Source organism: Thermosynechococcus sp. GLH187, assembly GCF_031583395.1.
Taxonomy (GTDB): Bacteria; Cyanobacteriota; Cyanobacteriia; order Thermosynechococcales; family Thermosynechococcaceae; genus Thermosynechococcus.
In genome coordinates this window covers 283,892-300,050 of the sequence record NZ_CP134175.1, presented here as the reverse complement: position 1 = coordinate 300,050, position 16,159 = coordinate 283,892, and the positions used below count along the sequence as shown (strand labels likewise).

Annotated in this window: 11 protein-coding genes and 1 pseudogene; 8 read left to right on the top strand and 4 right to left on the bottom strand. The window is 53.4% G+C overall.

Annotated features, from left to right (window positions below; all coding sequences use genetic code 11):
* Nucleotides 1-32 precede the first annotated feature (32 nt).
* Genes RHI63_RS01335 through RHI63_RS01325 form a run of 3 tightly spaced genes read right to left on the bottom strand, consistent with a single transcriptional unit; the run spans nucleotide 33 to nucleotide 4,463 of the window.
* Entirely contained in the window at nucleotides 33-854 is an 822-nt protein-coding gene (locus tag RHI63_RS01335) for an alpha/beta hydrolase (protein ID WP_310821749.1), read from the bottom strand.
* Entirely contained in the window at nucleotides 851-2,434 is a 1,584-nt protein-coding gene (ndhD1, locus tag RHI63_RS01330; protein ID WP_206200741.1) for a photosynthetic/respiratory NAD(P)H-quinone oxidoreductase subunit D1, read from the bottom strand. Before ndhD1 ends, RHI63_RS01335 begins: the two co-directional genes overlap by 4 nt.
* A gap of 49 nt (nucleotides 2,435-2,483) precedes the next feature.
* Nucleotides 2,484-4,463 (bottom strand): NAD(P)H-quinone oxidoreductase subunit 5, encoded by a 1,980-nt coding sequence (locus tag RHI63_RS01325; protein ID WP_310821748.1) that lies wholly within the window; start codon nucleotides 4,461-4,463, stop codon nucleotides 2,484-2,486.
* Between the two features lie 272 nt (nucleotides 4,464-4,735).
* Between RHI63_RS01325 and RHI63_RS01320 the strand changes: the two genes are divergently transcribed.
* From RHI63_RS01320 to RHI63_RS01295, 6 genes and pseudogenes are all read left to right on the top strand, one after another.
* Entirely contained in the window at nucleotides 4,736-5,437 is a 702-nt protein-coding gene (locus tag RHI63_RS01320) for a lipid-binding SYLF domain-containing protein (protein ID WP_310744718.1), read from the top strand.
* Between the two features lie 61 nt (nucleotides 5,438-5,498).
* The gene (locus RHI63_RS01315) at nucleotides 5,499-5,846 is read left to right on the top strand and encodes a YbaB/EbfC family nucleoid-associated protein (RefSeq protein ID WP_206200739.1); all 348 of its coding nucleotides are present in this window, start codon (nucleotides 5,499-5,501) and stop codon (nucleotides 5,844-5,846) included.
* Nucleotides 5,847-5,864: 18 nt separating this feature from the next.
* Nucleotides 5,865-6,495, top strand: a pseudogene (locus RHI63_RS01310) (response regulator).
* Between the two features lie 69 nt (nucleotides 6,496-6,564).
* Nucleotides 6,565-9,192 (top strand): FHA domain-containing protein, encoded by a 2,628-nt coding sequence (locus RHI63_RS01305; protein WP_206200737.1) that lies wholly within the window; start codon nucleotides 6,565-6,567, stop codon nucleotides 9,190-9,192.
* An 11-nt stretch (nucleotides 9,193-9,203) separates the two neighbouring features.
* Complete coding sequence (locus RHI63_RS01300) at nucleotides 9,204-10,211, top strand: WD40 repeat domain-containing protein (protein ID WP_225901612.1); 1,008 nt, start codon at nucleotides 9,204-9,206, stop codon at nucleotides 10,209-10,211.
* A 49-nt stretch (nucleotides 10,212-10,260) separates the two neighbouring features.
* The gene (locus RHI63_RS01295) at nucleotides 10,261-10,779 is read left to right on the top strand and encodes a DUF4330 domain-containing protein (protein WP_206200736.1); all 519 of its coding nucleotides are present in this window, start codon (nucleotides 10,261-10,263) and stop codon (nucleotides 10,777-10,779) included.
* Here the strand turns inward: RHI63_RS01295 and RHI63_RS01290 are convergent.
* Nucleotides 10,766-11,164, bottom strand: a complete 399-nt coding sequence (locus RHI63_RS01290; protein ID WP_302678649.1) for a RidA family protein — start codon at nucleotides 11,162-11,164, stop codon at nucleotides 10,766-10,768. The genes RHI63_RS01295 and RHI63_RS01290 overlap by 14 nt on opposite strands.
* A gap of 414 nt (nucleotides 11,165-11,578) precedes the next feature.
* Between RHI63_RS01290 and psaA the strand changes: the two genes are divergently transcribed.
* Complete coding sequence (gene psaA, locus RHI63_RS01285; protein ID WP_399373354.1) at nucleotides 11,579-13,786, top strand: photosystem I core protein PsaA; 2,208 nt, start codon at nucleotides 11,579-11,581, stop codon at nucleotides 13,784-13,786.
* A gap of 23 nt (nucleotides 13,787-13,809) precedes the next feature.
* Nucleotides 13,810-16,035, top strand: coding sequence for a photosystem I core protein PsaB (gene psaB, locus RHI63_RS01280; RefSeq protein ID WP_206200733.1), 2,226 nt, complete (start codon nucleotides 13,810-13,812; stop codon nucleotides 16,033-16,035).
* The last annotated feature ends 124 nt before the right edge of the window (nucleotides 16,036-16,159 follow it).

Sequence of the window (16,159 nt, the reverse complement as noted above, 5' to 3'; positions counted from 1 at the left end):
CTGGGAACATCAGCTTTCCCTTAATAAACACCCTAGGCAGATTGTGCCTTCAGAAAAGCAGCAAATTCCTCTAACGCTATCCGCAGGCGATCGCCCGCCACCTCAACAAAATCATTGTGATCGGCACCCTCGACCCAGAGGGAAAATTTTGGCTCACGGGCAATGGCAAAAAGGTATTGGCCATGACGAAAGGGCACGATGCTATCGGCAGTACCGTGGAGAATCAACAGCGGCACCTTGACTTGCGGCAGTTTATCTCGATTGATAAAGCGATCAAAGGGAAATAACGGGAAAGGCACCACCACCCGAAAGATGGAAGTAAAGGTACTTTCTAAGACCAACCCCGCAATTGCAACCTGTGTTGCCAGTTCCGTCGCCACCCCACCGCCAAGGGAACGGCCATAGAGAATCACCCGCTCTGGGGGGACTCGCAGTTCCTCTGTGAGATAGGTATAGGCCGCCAAAGCATCTGCGTAGGCATGACGCTCACTAGGGCGACTCGAACTCAAGCCGTAGCCACGATAGTCGTAGGCGAGGACGGAAAACCCCCACTGCCGCAGCGTCTGTAGAAAGGGTTCCACCATGCCGAGGTCTTCCCCATTGCCGTGACTAAACAGCAGCGTAAAGTGAGCGTCTGGGTTGGCAACATACCGCACCGCAAGGCGATCGCCCTGCCCCACTGGAATCAGCCGGATCTCCTCAGAAAGGGAGTAGGTAGGACGGGGTGGATGGAAGATCAGGGCATCGGCGCCAAAGTAGAGATAGACCGCAATGATCAGATAAATCAGGAGTCCCGATCGCCCCAAGCGCAGCCAGCTCCACTCCCCCAGTACCCAATCTTGTAGCCAACTCATTTAGTCTTTGAGTTCAGGCTCGGTGCCACCAGTGTCCCTAAGGGTTGATCCACCTGCTGAGCCAGCGTCGGTACCACTTCCCGCGCTCGCGCAATCACCTGCCCCGTGGTGGCATCGTAAATTTGCGTCAATAGCTTGGGATAGAGGCCAATGCCAATAATTGGTACCAAAAGACAGGCAATGATAAACACCTCGCGGGGTTCAGCATCCACAAGGGCTTCATGCTCCACCAGTTCCTTGTTTTCAGGGCCGTAGAAAATTTCCCGCAGCATCGACAGCAGGTAAATCGGTGTCAAGATCACCCCCACTGCCGCCAAAAAGACCACAATCACGCGGAAGGGCAACGAATAGGCATCACTAGTGGCAAAGCCAATAAAGACCATGAGTTCAGCCACAAAGCCACTCATCCCCGGCAGGGCAAGGGAGGCCAAGGAGCAGGCCGTAAACATGGCAAAGATCTTCTTCATTTTCTGGCCAACACCGCCCATTTCCTCAAGGATCAGCGTGTGGGTACGGTCATAGGTGGCTCCCACCAAAAAGAAGAGACTCGCCCCAATCAAGCCGTGGGAGACCATTTGTAGCATTGCCCCACTCATGCCCAAATTGGTAAACGAGGCAATCCCAATCAGCACAAAGCCCATGTGGGAAATCGAGGAGTAGGCAATTTTGCGCTTGAGATTGCGCTGCGCGTAGGAAGTCAGCGCCGCATAGATGATGTTGACCACCCCCAAAATCACCAAAACGGGGGCAAACTTGGCATGGGCTGCCGGCAGCATATCGACATTCATGCGAATCAGGGCATAGCCGCCCATCTTCAGGAGAATCCCCGCCAGCAGCATGTGCACCGGCGCTGTTGCTTCACCGTGGGCATCCGGCAACCACGTGTGCAGGGGGACAATCGGCAGCTTGACGCCGTAGGCCACCAAAAAGCCGGCATAAACCAGCAGTTGAAACCCAATGGCATAGTCCTTGGCCGCCAAGGTCTGCATATCAAAGCTAATCGTGTCGCCATAGAAGGCCATGGCCAAACCCGCCACCAAAATAAAGAGGGAGCTACCAGCCGTGTAGAGAATGAACTTTGTTGCCGCGTATTGACGCTTGTGCCCCCCCCAAATGGCCAGTAGCAGGTACACCGGAATCAGCTCCAGTTCCCACGCAAGGAAAAAGACCAGCATATCCTGCACGGCAAAAACGGCAATCTGGCCACCATACATCGCCAGCATTAAGAAATAAAACAGTCGCGGCTTCAGGGTCACTGGCCAAGCCGCCAAAATCGCCAGCGTGGTAATAAAGCCCGTGAGTAAAATCAGCGGCATCGAGAGGCCATCTGCCCCCACTGACCAGCGCAGGCCAATTTCGGGAATCCAGTCATAGCTTTCCCACAGTTGCATGCCGGGGGTGTTCAGGTCATAGAAATTCGTGAAGGCATAGACAATCAAGGCAAAGTCAATCAACCCCACCGTCAGGGCATACCAGCGGATTGGGCGTCCTTTGCCTGTGGCATCTGGAATGAAGGGAATCGCCAAGGAAGCCACAATTGGGAACAGGATAATCGTTGTCAGCCAAGGAAACGTACTCATGGCAGTCGTGTTTACTCCTCCAGCAGTTGGGAAAGAACCATAACCGGGGTTAGGCTTGCACCGAGAAGATGACAAATCCCAACACCGCCAGCAGCACAATGAGGGCGTAGAATTGGGCACGGCCATTTTGGAAGTATTTCAGTCCTTCACCAGTGACCATCGTGACAAAGCCCGTGAGGTTGACCACGCCATCCACCACGTTGTAATCCACTTCCAAGACCTGACGCGCCAAGCGACGACAGCCTTTAATGAAGACCGCTTCATAGAGTTCATCGAAATACCACTTATGCAGTGAGAACTGGTACAGCGGTTGAATGGCTTTGGCGATCGCCTGCGGACTGGGAGTGCCCTTGAGATACATCAGGGAGGCCAAGGTAATGCCAAGCAGGCCAATGCCCACAGAGCTACCGCCAAGGATGAGAAACTCTGTCAAATCCACCGCGTGCTCCGCCACCATCTCCTCACCGGGAGCATGGATAAAGGCCTCAAAGAGATTGTTGAAGGGGGTACCCACAAAACCAATCAACGTCGAGGGAATCGCTAGCACCACCAAGGGTAGGGTCATTGTCCAAGGAGATTCATGGGGTTCAGCAGCGTGCTGATCGTGGTGGGCATTGTGATCATAGTGCTCCTGTAACTCTGGGGGCACATTACGGAACTTGCCCTCAAAGGTCATGAAGTACATGCGGAACATGTAAAAGGCGGTTAAGCCCGCCGTGAGCCACGTCAGCAGCCACATTGCCGGGTTGGCATGAAAAACCGCGCCTAAAATTTCATCCTTTGACCAAAAGCCAGCAAAGGGAGGCACGCCAGAAATGGCCAAGCACCCCACTAGAAATGTTGCCCCCGTAATCGGCATGTACTTGCGCAGCCCCCCCATGTAGTGCATATCTTGAGCCAAGTCTGGGTTATGGCCAACCACCCCTTCCATGCTGTGGATGACTGACCCCGATCCAAGAAAGAGCATCGCTTTGAAGTAGGCATGGGTCATCAGGTGAAAAAGGCCAGCACTGTAGGCACCCACGCCCATCCCCATGACCATATAGCCCAGTTGGGAAATGGTTGAATAGGCCAAGCTCTTTTTGATGTCGTTTTGGGTGATGGCAATGGTTGCCCCCATAAAGGCCGTAAAGGCCCCCGTCCAAGCAATGATCGTCATCACTTGGGGCAATTGCTCAAACACAGGGAACATCCGCGCAATCAGGAAGACCCCGGCTGCCACCATGGTTGCCGCGTGAATCAGAGCAGAAATGGGGGTCGGACCTTCCATCGCATCTGGTAGCCACACATGCAGGGGAAACTGGGCAGATTTGGCCACAGGACCGAGAAAGACCAAGATGGCAAGAATGGCGGCAAGACTAGGGGAAAGTAGGCCGGTATTGACCAGTTCCGTCAGGCGATCGCCCATGCCACCAAAGTCAAAGGTACCCGTTGCCCAAAATAGCCCCACCATGCCCAACAAAAGGCCAAAATCACCGACACGGTTGGTAACAAATGCCTTCTGTGCTGCTTCCGCCGCGCTTTTGCGGTCATACCAGAAGCCAATCAGCAGGTAGGAGCACATCCCCACCAATTCCCAAAAGATATAGACCTGCACCAAGTTGGGACTGACGACCAACCCCAGCATCGAGGAGCCAAACAGGCTGAGATAGGCAAAAAAGCGAACATAGCCCGCATCATGAGCCATGTAGCCATCGCTGTAGAGCATGACTAAAAAGGCCACCGTTGTGACGATGACCAACATCAATGCCGCTAAGGGGTCAATCACGTATCCCATGGCAATGTGGAGATTGCCCGCCGCTGCCCATTCAATCATTTGCGTATAGGGGGCGTGGCCTTGGACTTGACTCCAGAAAAGGCTCAGAGAATGCACCATGGCGATCGCCATCAACGCCATGATGAAAATGGCACTGGGTCGCCGCAGTTTCGAGGTGGTCTCTGAAAAGGCAATCAAGCCAAAGCCAACAATCAGCGCTCCCAAGAGGGGTAAAACGGGAATCAGCCAAGCGTATTGATACAGGGGTTCCATGCGTGCCACCTAACTTTCCATGAGAGCTGCCTGCTTGGGAAAACGAACTAGGTATGAATCACTAGTGCAGGCAAAACCCTTTACATTCTGCCACATCCGTTTTAACAACAGATGCCGGAAATCGGTTGCAGAAAATCAAAAAACAGGTTTTCTTCAGGTTTGTTACTACCAACCAAGGCATGACAGGTCAGGGAACAGGCAGGTAAGGTTGGCTCGTCTAACAATACATTGACGCACAAATAAGAGGAATTGCGATGGAATTGAGTTTTCTTATGGCACGATTTCACCGAACTGGCGCTGCAATTGTAGGGGCGATCGCCCTGATTTTCATCCCCCATACCACCCTTGCCCAAAATGCCCCTGATTCTCGCATGGTGCAACGGGTCGAGAATGCCACATTTGTCCTTGGCGAGTTTACATTTAACAACAACAACCGCATTCCACCGAGGATTGTCCAGCGCGCTCAAGGAATTGCCATTATTCCCAATGTCGTTCAAGCGGGCTTTCTCTTTGGGGGCCGCCGTGGCGCCGGTATTCTGCTTGTGCGCAATGAAAATAATGAATGGAGTAAGCCCGCCTTTATCACAATGACCGGCGGGAGCTTTGGCCTGCAAATTGGTGCCCAATCCACGGATGTGGTGCTGGCCTTCATGGATAAATCCGTCGTCATGCGCAGCTTGGCGCAGTCCTTTCGTCTAGGGGGCAATGTCTCCGTTGCGGCAGGCCCTGTGGGTGGCGAAGTCGTCAGTCCTACAGATCCGAGTCCCCAAGTCTTTTCCTACACACGCAGTGCGGGTCTGTTTGCCGGCGTTGCCCTTGAGGGCGCCAATATTAGTTTTGATCGTAGTGCCAGTACCCGCTTCTATGGCCGACCTAACCTGACGCCAATGCAAATTTTTGAGAACTCGCCCCCCCTCCCTTCCCCTCCCGTCCTCAATGGTCTCTACAATGCCCTTGCCCGTGCAGCGCGCTAATCCCTTCTCAAGACAGTGATAAGATAGCAGTCAATAGTCCGCACTGTATAGAAGGAACACTATGGCACAGGGACAGGGTTTTGGCTTCGGTCTTGGCAAAATGAAGGAGCTGGCCGCAGCCATCCAGAAAGCACAACAAGTTCAAGAAGGCGCCAAGAAGCTGCAAGAAGACCTCGAAAAAATGGACATTGAGGGTCAAGCAGCGGGGGGTGCCGTCAAAGTGATTATGAGTGGTACCCAAGAACCCCGCCGCGTCGAAATCAGCCCAGATCTCCTGAGTGAAGGGGCTGAAGTGCTCTCTGATTTGGTGACCGCCGCCATGCGCGATGCCTACCAAAAATCCACCGCTACCATGCGGGAACGGATGGAAGAGTTAACAGGTGGCTTGAACGTTCCGGGTCTCGGTTAATGCACTTCCCCGCCCACCATGGCACCCAAGCTGCGGCTCCTGATTGTGGAAGATGATCCAATGATGCAACTGGGGCTAGGACAAGCCCTAGGAGAGCAGTTTGCTGTGGTGGGTTATGCCGAAGATGGCTATGGCGCCATTGATTATGACACGCCAGTTGCAGCCGCAAGTGGTCATTATGGACATTGGCCTACCAAGGCTAGACGGGATTGCCGCCACCCAACGGCTGAAGCGAGAATTTCCTGACATTCATGTGGTGATGCTTACCTCCCACCAATCGGCTCTTGAAGCTGTTGCTGCCCTTTCTAGTGGTGCCGATGCCTACTGTATCAAGGGAGAAACCGTTGAGCGATTACTGATGGCGATCGCTGCTGCCCAAGAGGGAGCCACCTACCTTGATCCCCAGATTGCCCGCCATGTGATCCAGCACCTGCATCCGCCCCAACCGACAATGGACTATCACCTGTCGCAGCGGGAACTGGATGTCCTGAAGCTGATGGTGGAAGGCTATAGTAACCCTGAAATTGCCAGTAAGCTGTTTCTCAGTCCAAATACTATCAAGACCCATGTGCGGGGTATTTTGAACAAGTTGGCGGTGGATGACCGTGTGCAGGCGGCGGTTGTTGCACTTCGTAACGGTTTAGTCTAGGCCTTCCCCAAGACTCAAGGGCACTTGTTATCGTGAAGGGGAACCGTCGGTGTGTTGAGCCTGTGTCCCATGGCATCCCATAGCAATGAGGCAACGGTTTTAGCCTCGGATCAAGAATCATCCCCCTTTCTGCAAATTAGTACGCCCGCTTCCGTCGAGGAGTTTCCACTCTTGCAACCCACGGTACGGGTAGGGCGATCGCCCCACAACGAAATTGTGATTTCCTATCCGACCATTTCGCGGCATCACTTTGAAATTGTTAAGACGGACACTGGCTATCGCATCCGTGACTTGGACAGTAAGCTCGGTCTGGTCTATGGCGATCGCCCCATCAAGGAAAAAGACCTCAAGGACGAGGATACCTTCTACATCGGTGTCAACGTCAAGATCACCTTCCGTGAAAGCCAAGCTCAGTTTCTGCAAAAAGCCATTAGCTTTCAGGGCAAGACGGTTCTGCGGATTGGTCGGGGTGACGACAATGACATTCAAATTGATCACCCCCAAGTCTCCCGCCACCATGCCAAGATTGAACGTCAAGGCACCTCCATTGTCATTACAGACCTCAATTCCTCCAACGGTGTCTTTTGCAATGGCAAGCGCCTCACCAAACCCCATGCCCTACGAATTGGCGACAAAATTCGCATCGGCCCCTATCTCCTGCAAATCAATGTTGACGAAACGATCACCGTTGATAATGAAACGGGCAGTATTCGCCTTGATGCCTTTGGCCTAGAGAAAGTCGTCAAAGGGAATAAAAAGCTCCTCCACGATGTCTCCCTATCCATTTTGCCCCGTGAATTTGTGGTCATTGCTGGCGTCAGTGGGTGTGGCAAATCGACCCTATTGCGGGCGTTGACGGGATTTAACCCCGCCTCCAGTGGCACGGTTCTGGTGAATGGCAACGATCTCTACCACAACTTTGATGCCTACCGCTCTCAGTTTGCCTATGTGCCTCAGGAAGACATCGTCCACAAGGAACTCACCGTTGAGGAAGCCCTCGACTTTGCCGCCCAATTGCGGATGCCAGCTGATATTACACCTACTGAACGCCACAGCCGCGTGGAAGAGGTGATGCAGATTTTGGGGCTGAGCCAACGGCGGGATGTGCCAATCAAAAATCTCAGTGGCGGCCAACTGAAGCGGGTCTCCATAGGTGTTGAGTTAATTACCAAACCCAGTTTGTTCTTTCTCGATGAGGCCACTTCGGGTCTGGATCCGGGTACCGAGGCAGATGTCATGACCCTATTGCGGCGCTTAGCCAATGGTGGCTGTACTGTTGTCCTGATTACTCACGTCACAGAAAATATCAAGCTATGTAATTTGGTCTTGTTTCTCGCCGCTGGCGGTCGCATTGCCTATTTTGGCCTCCCCAATGAAGCTCCTGACTACTTTGGTGTCAAGTCCTTTAATGACATTTATCCCTTGGTTGAGCGCGAGCGCAGCCCTGAAGAATGGCAGCAGTTATATTTGCAGTCGAAACAGTACAAAACCTATGTTCTCGATCGCCAGAAGGCAGTAGTCTGCCACCTCGATCAGGGACGCACGCCAGATGCCCAAGGGAAACGTGCCAGCAAAATTCCCCAGTACCACCCTGTCTCAGGCTTACGGCAGTACCTGATCCTGTTGCAGCGGGAAGCAGCCGTTTTAATGCGCGATCGCGTCAGCTTAATTTTGAATTTCTCGATCCCTTTCTTTATTGGTTTACTGGACTTGATAGTTTGGGATCGCCACCTGTTTGATATTCGCAAGGGGGATGCCGCCTCAGCGATTACGATGCTCTTTGCCACAGCCTTGGTGGCGGTGATGGTGGGTAATTTAACTACGATGCGCGAAATCGCCAAAGAGCGAGAGATTTACCGCCGCGAACACCTCGTAGGACTGAAAATTGGTGCCTATGTCTTTTCTAAGACAACGGTGGCGCTATTGCTGTCACTTTATCAGGCCTCGGCCTTTCTCCTATTCAAAAACATTGCCATTGATTTTCCCGGCGATAGCCTCACTCAAGTGCAGTTATGGCTGACGATGTTCTTGGCCTCCTTCAGTGGCATGATGATGGGGCTGTTGGTGTCGGCACTGTCACCCAATACAGCGATCGCCCCCCTGTTGTTAATTCTCTTTATTATTCCCCAAGTCACATTTGGGGGCGGGATTATTGCCCCCTCCCAGATGAATCCGATTGGCCAAGTCATGAATGTCTTTACCTTAACCAAGTGGCCCTTTGAAGCCTTTGTCACAATTACAAAAGTGGGCAAGGATGTCGCTTTGGATCCCTGCTGGACGAAACCCAATGAAACCCATCCCCCCGAAAGCTGTCGTTGCACGGGTGCCCAACTCTTTAAGACCTGCTACTTCCCGGGGGTTCGTGGCTACTACACCCCAGCCCTTGATGAGGCCGAACCGCAAAAGCCCACGGAACCAGCAACGCCAACCACCCCAGCCGCCTTTGCCACCTTCCAAGAGGAGATGACCAACTACAAGGATGATCTGCAGATTTGGCAGGAACGGTATTCTAACTGGATGCTGAAGCGGGAAAAAGCCATTGGCCAAGCGGAAGGCATTATTGACCGGCTCTACGGCATTTATGGTGAGATCTTTGACGTGAATGTGGCGGGGCACTGGCTGATCATCAGCTTGTTTATTGTCCTCATGTTTGCCATGATTGTCGGCATTCAGATCTATTTCGACACCCTCCACTAGGGGCGTGACTGGTGAATTCTCTGATCCCACTAGGACAAACCCAACTTCAAGAGTACGTCACCGCCTTGGCGTGGGGCGATCGCCATCTGTTGGCCGCTTCCGCCGCAGGAGAGGTCTATCACATTGATCCAGAGGTGGGTGAGCAACTCATCTTGCAAACGGCGACCGATCAAAGCTTAACGATCCTCGCGGTGGCCAGCGATCGCCAGTGGTGGGCAGCGGCGGGAGAGCAGGGACGGGTACTCATGGGTTCCTTAGCTCACCCTGAGAATCTTCAGGTGCTCCACTACGGTTCCCACTGGATTGATCAACTGGCTTGGCATCCCACATTGCCTTGGGTTGCTTTTAGTCTTGGTCATTACGTCCAGATTTGGGATGCGGCTCAAGCCGATGTCATTGCCACCCTTGATTTTGCGGCCTCGTCAGTGCTCGCTTTGGCTTGGCAACCTACGGGTGATGCTTTGGCCGTTGCCGGTTATGGCGGTGTGCGGGTGTGGTCGGCTAAAGATTGGGATGCCGATCCCCAAGAATTAGGGTTTATGTCTGCGACAGTGGGCGTAGCTTGGTCCGCCACAGGGGAATATTTCGCGGCCAGCAACATGGATCACACCCTTTTTGTCTGGCGTTGGGGCGATCAGTATCCGTGGCACATGCAGGGCTTTCCCGGTAAAGTGCGGCATCTTCACTGGTTGGAAACCGCCAACCAAGCCCCCCAGCTCCTGAGCAGTTCCCAAGAGGGGATTATCCTCTGGCGCCTCAGCGAGGATGCAAGCGGCTGGCAACCCCAAGTGCTGGATCTGCACCGTGGCACTGTGCGCGCCCTCTCTATTCATCCCCAAGGTCAAGGCTTCGTGTCCAGTGGCGATGAGGGATGGCTGTGTTATTGGCAGCAAACTCAACCGCAGGAGTTACTGCAAGGTGCCCAAGAATACTTCACAACTCTTGCTTGGCACCCCAAGGGATCGTATTTAGCCGCCGGGGGCACCCAAGGGGAACTCTGGGTTTGGCAAGCCGGTTAGGGAGAACCCGTGTGGTAGGATGTTGCTGCGGGTTTAAGCTAGAGTGCCGATGAAACTCATTGATCGCTATGGCCGTCTTTTTGGCAAACTGAGTCTTCTAGACCTTGGGGCAGGGCTTGTTCTCCTGTGCGTTTTGGCGGGCTTGTTCCTCCTGCCGGGGCGATCGGGCACCTCGTTGGCACAAATGACCGCTGCCCAACCTATTGAAGTAGATGTTCTCGTTCTGGGTCTGAGTACTCCCACTCCCCAAGACCTAATTCCCAAGAGCAGTACCGCCAACTTTATTATTCGCAACCAGCCCTACGGCCAAATTACTGTGAAAAATGTCCAGGTTCTGCCGCGCACAGTTACTGTTTCCCAGCCCGATGGGTCGGTTAAAGCGCTGCCAGATCCCCGCCCAGAGATGGCCTACAGTAGCAACTTGCTCCTGACCCTCGAAGGCCGAGGCCAAATCACGAACAATGGCCCGGTGCTAGGGAATATGGCCATCAAAGTGGGAACGCCCGTAGAATTAGAGGGCAAAGAGTATAATTTCCGTGCCTCGGTGATTGCCGTTAGGCCGTTGTAGGACAGTAGGCAATGCAGTCAATTTCGACCTTGGCTCCCTTCGGCAGGCGCGATACTTCCACACAGGCACGGGCAGGCGCTGTCTCAGCATCCATGTACTGAGCATAGATTTCATTCATGGCGGCGAAGTCATTGAGGTCTGCAAGATACACGGTTGTTTTCACCACCTGTGACCAATCGCTACCGGCGGCCTTGAGGACAGCACTGAGATTATCCATCACTTGGCGGGTTTGCTCCTTGACATCTTCGCCACCAACAATCTCACCCGTTTTTGGATCAAGGGCAATTTGCCCTGCGAGAAAGACCCATTCCCCTTGCCGCACGGCTTGGCTATAGGGGCCGACCGGCCTAGGCGCATCAGTGGTACAAATAATCACTTTTGTCATAAAACTTAAAACAATTTACATGTCGGGGGCGATCGCCCCAAAAGCCGATTCTACAGGGAATTGAGCCACGGCCACCTGTATTAAATCAATGGATATGATAGCGCATATATTATGCATTTATACCCCCACAATCATGTCAAGAATTCAAGCATCTTAAATAATGTTAATTATCGGCAAAGTCTGTACTCCCCTTCTATAATGCTGAATTGAGCATTCGCCTCCTGAACGGGCTTTATCGTTCCATTCTGGGTCTTTAGATTCACGATTCTTCACAATCATTGATCTAAAGATCTTTCTATATTGCCGAGGTGAATGCCCTCGTTCCTTCCTTGCCTAAGAGAGAGGAGAGACTCGATGACCATCAGTCCACCGGAGCGAGAGCCAAAGGTCAGAGTCGTGGTTGACAATGACCCGGTGTCCACATCGTTTGAAAAATGGGCAAAACCCGGGCATTTTGACCGCACCTTGGCCAGAGGACCCCAAACCACCACATGGATTTGGAACCTCCACGCTCTTGCCCACGATTTTGATACACACACGAGCGACCTTGAAGATATTTCCCGCAAGATCTTCAGTGCACACTTCGGCCATCTGGCTGTGGTGTTCATCTGGCTGAGTGGGATGTACTTCCACGGTGCAAAATTCTCAAACTATGAGGCTTGGCTGGCCGATCCCACCGGTATCAAGCCCAGTGCTCAAGTGGTCTGGCCCATTGTGGGTCAAGGCATTCTCAATGGTGATGTCGGCGGTGGTTTCCACGGCATCCAAATCACCTCGGGGCTATTCCAACTGTGGCGTGCCTCTGGGATCACCAATGAGTTCCAGCTTTACTGCACCGCAATCGGTGGCTTGGTCATGGCTGGCTTAATGCTCTTTGCAGGCTGGTTCCACTATCACAAGCGCGCTCCTAAGCTGGAATGGTTCCAAAACGTGGAATCCATGCTCAACCACCACCTCGCCGGCTTGCTTGGCTTGGGGTCTTTGGCTTGGGCAGGTCACCAGATCCACGTCTCGCTACCCATCAACAAACTCTTGGATGCAGGGGTTGCTGCTAAGGATATTCCCTTGCCCCACGAGTTTATCCTTAACCCCAGCTTGATGGCCGACCTATATCCCAAAGTGGATTGGGGTTTTTTGAGTGGCGTCATTCCCTTCTTCACCCTTAATTGGGCTGCCTACTCGGATTTCCTGACCTTTAACGGCGGCTTGAACCCTGTTACCGGTGGCCTGTGGCTGTCGGATACGGCTCACCATCACGTGGCGATCGCTGTCCTTTTCATCATTGCCGGTCACATGTACCGCACCAATTGGGGGATTGGCCACAGCCTCAAAGAGATTCTTGAAGCCCACAAAGGCCCCTTCACCGGTGCCGGCCACAAAGGTCTGTACGAAGTGCTGACCACCTCTTGGCATGCCCAACTGGCGATCAACCTAGCCATGATGGGTTCGCTGAGCATTATTGTGGCGCAGCACATGTATGCAATGCCCCCCTATCCTTACTTGGCCACCGACTATCCAACCCAACTGTCGCTGTTTACCCACCACATGTGGATTGGCGGCTTCCTGATTGTGGGTGGTGCTGCCCACGGTGCCATCTTCATGGTGCGTGATTACGATCCGGCCATGAATCAAAACAACGTTCTGGATCGGGTACTGCGCCATCGCGATGCCATCATTTCCCACCTCAACTGGGTGTGCATCTTCTTGGGCTTCCACAGCTTTGGTCTGTACGTCCACAACGACACGATGCGTGCCTTTGGTCGTCCCCAAGATATGTTCTCCGACACTGGCATTCAGCTTCAGCCTGTCTTTGCCCAATGGGTACAACACCTACACACCCTAGCCCCCGGTGGTACGGCTCCCAATGCTGCTGCCACCGCTAGTGTTGCCTTTGGTGGTGATGTGGTTGCTGTCGGTGGCAAAGTCGCCATGATGCCCATTGTTCTGGGAACGGCCGATTTCATGGTGCACCATATTCACGCTTTCACCATCCACGTGACAGTGCTGATTCTGCTGAAGGGCGTCCTCTTTGCCCGCAGCTCTCGCCTCATTCCCGATAAAGCCAACTTGGGCTTCCGCTTCCCCTGCGATGGTCCCGGTCGTGGCGGTACCTGCCAAGTCTCCGGTTGGGATCACGTCTTCTTGGGTCTGTTCTGGATGTACAACTGCATCTCTGTTGTGATTTTCCACTTCAGTTGGAAGATGCAGTCGGATGTCTGGGGTACTGTTGCTCCCGATGGCACGGTATCTCACATCACGGGCGGTAACTTTGCCCAAAGTGCCATCACCATCAATGGCTGGCTACGGGACTTCCTGTGGGCACAAGCTTCTCAGGTGATTGGCTCCTATGGTTCAGCCCTATCCGCCTATGGTTTGTTGTTCTTGGGTGCTCACTTCATTTGGGCCTTCAGCCTCATGTTCCTCTTCAGTGGTCGTGGCTACTGGCAAGAGCTGATTGAGTCCATTGTTTGGGCCCACAACAAGCTGAAAGTTGCACCGGCCATTCAGCCCCGTGCCCTGAGCATTATTCAAGGCCGTGCCGTCGGTGTAGCCCATTACCTCCTAGGGGGGATTGCCACTACTTGGGCATTCTTCCTAGCTCGGATTATTTCTGTAGGATAGGGGCGAGGAGGAGATAACCAACTATGGCAACTAAATTTCCGAAGTTTAGCCAAGACCTCGCACAGGATCCGACCACACGCCGGATTTGGTACGCCATCGCCATGGCTCACGACTTCGAAAGCCACGATGGCATGACCGAGGAAAATCTTTACCAGAAGATTTTTGCCTCCCACTTTGGGCATCTGGCCATCATCTTCCTGTGGGTGTCTGGTAGCCTATTCCACGTTGCGTGGCAGGGGAACTTTGAACAATGGATTCAAGACCCTGTCAACACCCGTCCCATCGCCCATGCGATCTGGGATCCTCAATTTGGCAAAGCCGCAGTGGATGCCTTTACCCAAGCGGGGGCTGCTAACCCTGTGGACATTGCCTACTCCGGTGTCTATCACTGGTGGTACACCATCGGTATGCGCACCAACGGTGACCTCTACCAAGGTGCCATCTTCCTGCTGATTCTGGCTTCGCTGGCTCTCTTTGCCGGCTGGCTGCACCTACAACCCAAATTCCGTCCTAGCCTCTCTTGGTTCAAAAATGCCGAATCGCGGTTGAACCACCACTTGGCCGGTCTGTTTGGCGTTAGCTCCTTGGCTTGGGCGGGTCACCTGATTCACGTGGCCATTCCGGAGTCCCGTGGTCAGCACGTGGGCTGGGATAATTTCCTGAGCACCATGCCCCACCCCGCTGGTTTGGCGCCCTTCTTTACGGGCAACTGGGGTGTCTATGCCCAAAACCCTGACACGGCTAGCCACATCTTTGGCACGGCACAGGGTGCTGGAACGGCGATTCTCACCTTCTTGGGTGGCTTCCATCCCCAAACGGAGTCCCTGTGGCTCACGGATATGGCGCACCACCACCTTGCCATTGCGGTGCTCTTTATTGTGGCGGGTCACATGTACCGCACCCAGTTTGGGATTGGCCACAGCATTAAAGAGATGATGGATGCCAAGGACTTCTTTGGCACGAAGGTGGAAGGTCCCTTCAACATGCCTCACCAAGGCATTTATGAAACCTATAACAACTCGCTACACTTCCAGTTGGGTTGGCACTTGGCCTGCTTGGGCGTGATCACCTCCTTGGTGGCACAGCACATGTACTCGCTGCCACCCTATGCCTTCATTGCCCAAGACCACACCACGATGGCTGCCCTCTATACCCATCACCAGTACATTGCTGGCTTCTTGATGGTGGGTGCCTTTGCCCATGGGGCTATCTTCTTGGTGCGGGACTATGATCCAGCCCAAAACAAAGGCAATGTGTTGGATCGGGTACTACAACACAAAGAGGCGATCATTTCCCACCTAAGCTGGGTGTCCCTCTTCTTGGGCTTCCACACCTTGGGTCTCTATGTCCACAACGATGTCGTGGTCGCCTTTGGTACCCCCGAAAAGCAAATCCTCATTGAGCCGGTGTTTGCTCAGTTCATTCAAGCGGCCCATGGCAAACTGCTCTATGGCTTTGATACGCTGCTGTCGAACCCCGATAGCATTGCTAGCACCGCTTGGCCGAACTACGGCAATGTCTGGCTACCCGGCTGGCTCGATGCCATCAACAGTGGCACCAACTCTCTGTTCTTGACGATTGGCCCTGGGGACTTCTTGGTGCACCACGCCATTGCCTTGGGTCTGCACACCACCACCTTGATTTTGGTCAAAGGTGCGTTGGATGCCCGTGGCTCCAAACTGATGCCAGATAAGAAAGACTTCGGCTATGCCTTCCCCTGCGATGGCCCCGGCCGTGGCGGTACCTGCGATATTTCTGCATGGGATGCCTTCTATCTGGCCATGTTCTGGATGCTGAACACCATTGGCTGGGTTACCTTCTACTGGCACTGGAAACACCTTGGTGTCTGGGAAGGCAATGTGGCTCAGTTCAACGAAAACTCTACCTACCTCATGGGTTGGCTGCGGGATTACCTCTGGTTGAACTCCTCCCAGCTCATCAATGGCTACAACCCCTTCGGCACCAATAACCTGTCGGTGTGGGCATGGATGTTCCTGTTTGGTCACCTTGTGTGGGCAACAGGCTTCATGTTCCTGATTAGCTGGCGTGGTTACTGGCAAGAGCTGATTGAAACCTTGGTGTGGGCGCATGAGCGCACTCCCTTGGCCAACTTGGTGCGTTGGAAAGACAAGCCGGTGGCGCTGTCGATTGTGCAAGCCCGCTTGGTGGGTCTGGCACACTTCAGCGTTGGCTACATCTTGACCTATGCGGCCTTCCTGATTGCCTCAACCGCAGCCAAGTTCGGTTGATCTACTTAAGTTAAGTTAAATTTTGTCAGCTCCCCTGCCTCTAGGTGGGGGATTTTTGTGTTTGATAACAAGTTGTAGCTGCTTGTTTTAGAGCGAGCCAACTGATTCCTTGCTAGTGACCACA

Bases quoted from the DNA above. Each gene is read 5' to 3' on its own strand.
- RHI63_RS01335 (WP_310821749.1), bottom strand. From the start codon at position 854: ATGAGTTGGCTACAAGATTGGGTACTGGGGGAGTGGAGCTGGCTGCGC.
- ndhD1 (WP_206200741.1), bottom strand. From the start codon at position 2,434: ATGAGTACGTTTCCTTGGCTGACAACGATTATCCTGTTCCCAATTGTG.
- RHI63_RS01325 (WP_310821748.1), bottom strand. From the start codon at position 4,463: ATGGAACCCCTGTATCAATACGCTTGGCTGATTCCCGTTTTACCCCTC.
- RHI63_RS01320 (WP_310744718.1), top strand. From the start codon at position 4,736: ATGGCACGATTTCACCGAACTGGCGCTGCAATTGTAGGGGCGATCGCC.
- RHI63_RS01315 (WP_206200739.1), top strand. From the start codon at position 5,499: ATGGCACAGGGACAGGGTTTTGGCTTCGGTCTTGGCAAAATGAAGGAG.
- RHI63_RS01305 (WP_206200737.1), top strand. From the start codon at position 6,565: ATGGCATCCCATAGCAATGAGGCAACGGTTTTAGCCTCGGATCAAGAA.
- RHI63_RS01295 (WP_206200736.1), top strand. From the start codon at position 10,261: ATGAAACTCATTGATCGCTATGGCCGTCTTTTTGGCAAACTGAGTCTT.
- RHI63_RS01290 (WP_302678649.1), bottom strand. From the start codon at position 11,164: ATGACAAAAGTGATTATTTGTACCACTGATGCGCCTAGGCCGGTCGGC.
- psaB (WP_206200733.1), top strand. From the start codon at position 13,810: ATGGCAACTAAATTTCCGAAGTTTAGCCAAGACCTCGCACAGGATCCG.